The organism is Salipiger sp. HF18 (assembly GCF_011806505.1).
Classification (GTDB): domain Bacteria; phylum Pseudomonadota; class Alphaproteobacteria; order Rhodobacterales; family Rhodobacteraceae; genus Salipiger; species Salipiger thiooxidans.
Window position 1 is genome coordinate 1 of the sequence record NZ_JAATOS010000376.1, and the last position, 3,908, is coordinate 3,908.

A 3,908-nucleotide genomic window follows, 5' to 3' on the forward strand; every position below is an offset into this window, starting at 1 on the left:
CGGGGCACTCGGCGTCGAGGACAAGCTTCATCTCCTCGAAATGGGCGATCGAGAAGTCCTTGATGCCCTCCCAGTCGATTGCCGTCTGCTCTGCGGCCTCATCGCTCAGCGTGAGCAGCGGGCGGCCGGTCGACATGGCGGCGATGACGATCTGGGCGGAACGGTCGAAGGTGTAGATGTCGTCCCAGGCCTCGCCCACGGTCTCGGCGGTGATCATCACCCCGTGGTTGCCCATCAGCAGGCGCGACTTGTTGCCGAGCAGGCCGGCGAGACGCGCGCCCTCCTCGTCCGAGTTCGCCATGCCGCCGTATTGCAGGTCGACCGCGAGACGGTTGAAGTACCGCGCCGAGTTCTGGTCGATGGGCGGCATCCTCGGCGGGTTGATCGAGGCAAGCGCCGTGGTCGTGACCGGGTGCAGGTGCATCACCACGCGGGCCGCCGGGCAGAGCTTGTGCACCTGGCCGTGGATGGCCATCGCGGTGCGGTCGACGTTCACGGGATCGGTGCCCTCATTGAGATCGACGAGCACGAGATCCGAGGCCCTGACCCGGCTCCAGTGCATCCACTTGGGGTTGATAAGGAAGCGCGAGCCGTCGGCGGACAGCGCGACCGAGTAGTGGTTGGCGACGGCCTCGTGCATCCCGGCCCGGGCGGTCATGCGCAGGGCGGCGGCGAGGTCGATCCGTGCCTGGGTCTCGTCGATGACGTTGGTCATGGCATCCATGTGTCTCTCATCCTTTTTTGGCGCCGCGCTTGATCTGCGCCAGTTCCATCGCGGCGAAGAAGACCAGCACGATCAGCAGCACGATCACCGAGGCGGCAGCGATCACAGGCGTCGCTTGCAGGTTGATGCTGTCCCACATCTGGCGGGGCAGCGTTGTCTTGAGACCTCCGCCCACGAAGAGCGCGACGGTCAGCTCCTCGAAGCTCTGCAGGAAGCCGGTGATGAAGCCGGCCACGAGGCCCCCCTTCATCAGCGGCAGCGCAACCTTGCGCCATGTCTGCAGCTTCGATGCGCCGAGCGTGAGGCTCACGTCGTTAAGCCGCCAGTCGTAGCCCTTGAAGGTGGTCAGCAGGATCACGAACACGATCGGTACGGCGATGACGCAATGGCCGATGATGATGCCGAGGTTGGTCGCCACCAGCCCGATCTGGGCGAAGAGGTAGAACAGCGACACCGCAAGCGCGATGGGCGGGATCACCATGCGCGAGGAAGAGCAGGAAGATGGCGGTCGACGCCTTGCTCTTGCCCTTGACCAGCGCCAGCGCCGCCAGCCCGCCCACGACCAGCGTCAGCGCCGCCGTGGCGAGGCCGATGCCCACCGAGCGGACGATCGCCGAGGTCCAGAGCGGCGAGGCGAAGAGCTCGTGGAACCAGCGCATGCTCAGCGTCTGCGGCGGGAAGAACAGGTTGGGGCTGTCCTCGAAGGCCATCGGGATGAAGGCCACCACCGGCACCAGCAGCACGAAGACCGTGACCGCTGCGAAGGTGCTGAGCAGGATCCGGCCCGTGCGCTCGGACATGTGGCCGCCGATGGCGCGCGAGATCCGCCCCAGCCCTTCGCTCAGCCAGATGCCGAAGCGGCGGATCGGGTGGTCGTGACGGCGCGGCGCGGCACCGCTGCCCCCGGCAACCGAGGAGATCCCGAACACCTGGTCGAAGACGAAGACCGCGACCAGAGCCGAGATCAGCAGCACCACCGCGAGCGCGGCGCCCTGCTGCCAGTTCTGCAGCTGGTTGATCTGCATGATGATGAGCTGGCCCAGCATGGTCTGCTTCGGCCCGCCCACCAGCGAGGGCGTGATGAAGAAGCCGAGCGAGGCCACGAAGGTCAGCAGGCCTGCCGCCGAGATGCCGCGCATCGAAAGCGGCAGCATCACCGTCCAGAACCCCTGCCCCGAGGTGGCGCCGAGCGTGGCGCTCGCCTGCATCAGCCGTGCGTCCACCTGCTGCAGCGCGGGCAGCATTGTGATCACCGCCAAGGGCAGCATGGTGTGGGCCATGGCGAAGACCACGGTGGTGTTGCTGTAGAGCAGCGCGTCGGGGGCGATGCCGATCTTCTCGGCGAGCCCGGCGATGAAGCCGGTGCGGCCAAGAAGCACCATCCACGAGAAGTTCTTGATCAGCGCCGAGGTCCAGAACGGCAGCAGGATGCAGAAGGCCGCCAGCCGCTGCCGGCGCCCCTCGATCCGCGCCAGCCACAGCGCCAGCGGGTAGCCCAGCAGGATGCACCAGAGCGTGACCTGCAGGCTGACCGAGAACGTCATGCCCAGCACCCGGGCGTAAAGCCCCGGCGACATGGCCTTTTCCATGAAACGCCAGGTCAGCTCGCCCGCCGGTTCATGCACCGAGAGATTGAAGATCTGGCCCATCGGCAGGACCATGAAGACGATCAGGAAGAGGACGCCCGGTGCGGCAAGCCACACCGGGTTGATGCCACGCCGGACCGGCGCCGCGGAGAGGTCGGCAGAAGCGCTGAGCTCAGCCATTCGCCACCGCTTTCTCGTCAGCCGCTGCCTTGGCCCTGGCGACCGTGTAGCGGTTCTCGGGGCGCGGCAGGCCGAGGTGCTCGCGCAGGGTCGAGCCGGTGTAATCCTCGCGGAAGATACCGCGGGCCTGCAGCACCGGGACGACCTTCTCGACGAAGTCCGACAGCGTCGAGGGGATCACCGGGAAGGTGATCATGAAGCCGTCGCAGGCCTCGCGCTCGAGCCATTCCTGCATCATGTCGGCGATCTCTTCGGGCGAGCCGAAGATGGTGACCTTGGAGCGGGTGTACTGCTGACAGATCTGGCGCAGGGTCAGCCCCTTGCGGATCATGCCGGCGATTTCCTCGAAATAGGCGCGGTGGTGGTTCGACTCGGCGGGGATGCGGTCCACCGGCACCGGCTCATCGAGCGGCAGGTCCGAGAGGTCGGTCTCGATGTCCTGCTTGATGCGCAGAAGGCCGACGTCGGGGTGGATCAGCGACTGCCAGTGATCGAAGCGCGCCTTGGCCTCCTCGGCGTTGTCGCCGACGACGATGGTGGCACCCGCCAGCACCTTGAGGTGGTCGGGGTTGCGGCCGAACCTGGGCATCCGGCCCTTGAGGTCCTTGTAGAAGGCGACGGCCTCCTCGATGTCGGTCGCGACGCCAAAGACGGCCTCGGCGGTCTCGGCGGCGAATTCCTTGCCGGTCTCCGAGGCTCCGGCCTCGACGATCACCGGGTAGCCCTGCGGCGGTCGGGCGATGTTGAGGGCGCCGTTGACCTTGAAGAACTCGCCCTCGTGGTCGAGCACGTGCATCTTGGCGGGGTCGAAGTTCAGCCCGGACTCCTTGTCGTAGACGAAGGCGTCATCTTCCCACGTATCCCAGAGCGCGGTGACGACCTGATAGAACTCGCGCGCCTTGGCGTAGCGCTTGTTGTGCGGCGGCAGGCGGTCGGCGCCGAAATTTCGGGCGGCGAAATCGTTGGCCGAGGTCACGATGTTCCAGCCGGCGCGGCCGTTCGAGATGTGGTCGAGCGATGCATAGAGCCGCGCGAGGTTGTAGGGTTCGTAGAAGGTGGTCGAGGCGGTGGCGGCAAGACCGATCTTCGAGGTGGCATCAGCGAGCGCGGTCAGCAGGGTGATCGGCTCGAGCTGGTTCATGTACATCGGCGAGCGCGCCCAGGTCTCGACATCGGTGGTGCGGCAGGCCGGCGTGTCGGCGATGAAGTAGAAGTCGAATTTGCCCTTCTCGCAGATCTGCGCGATGTTCTTGAAATAGGCGATGTCGTTCGGAGCACCCGGCTCTGCCTCTTCCGTCAGCCACGCGGCCGCATGCAGGCCGTAGGCTTCGATCAGGGTTCCGATGGCAAGCTGTTTCTTGGTCATGGGTCTTTTCTCTCAGGGCAAGTGTCGGGAGCGGGCGTCGTACCGGTGGGGG

General features: G+C 66.2%; 4 protein-coding genes. All 4 read right to left on the minus strand.

What is annotated here, in order from left to right; all coding sequences use genetic code 11:
- Positions 1 to 724, minus strand: a 724-nt coding sequence (locus HC022_RS20805; RefSeq protein WP_167453692.1) for a class II aldolase/adducin family protein, incomplete at its 3' end; no start/stop codon positions are given.
- Between the two features lie 7 nt (positions 725 to 731).
- Positions 732 to 1,151: an ABC transporter permease gene (locus HC022_RS29395; protein WP_368484710.1), complete on the minus strand. Its 420-nt coding sequence runs from the start codon at positions 1,149 to 1,151 to the stop codon at positions 732 to 734.
- On the minus strand, positions 1,039 to 2,490 hold the full coding sequence (locus HC022_RS20810) for an ABC transporter permease subunit (protein ID WP_254885202.1): 1,452 nt from the start codon (positions 2,488 to 2,490) through the stop codon (positions 1,039 to 1,041). Before HC022_RS20810 ends, HC022_RS29395 begins: the two co-directional genes overlap by 113 nt.
- Positions 2,483 to 3,856 (minus strand): LLM class flavin-dependent oxidoreductase, encoded by a 1,374-nt coding sequence (locus tag HC022_RS20815; protein WP_167453693.1) that lies wholly within the window; start codon positions 3,854 to 3,856, stop codon positions 2,483 to 2,485. The genes HC022_RS20810 and HC022_RS20815 overlap by 8 nt, the downstream gene beginning before the upstream one ends.
- Positions 3,857 to 3,908 lie beyond the last annotated feature (52 nt).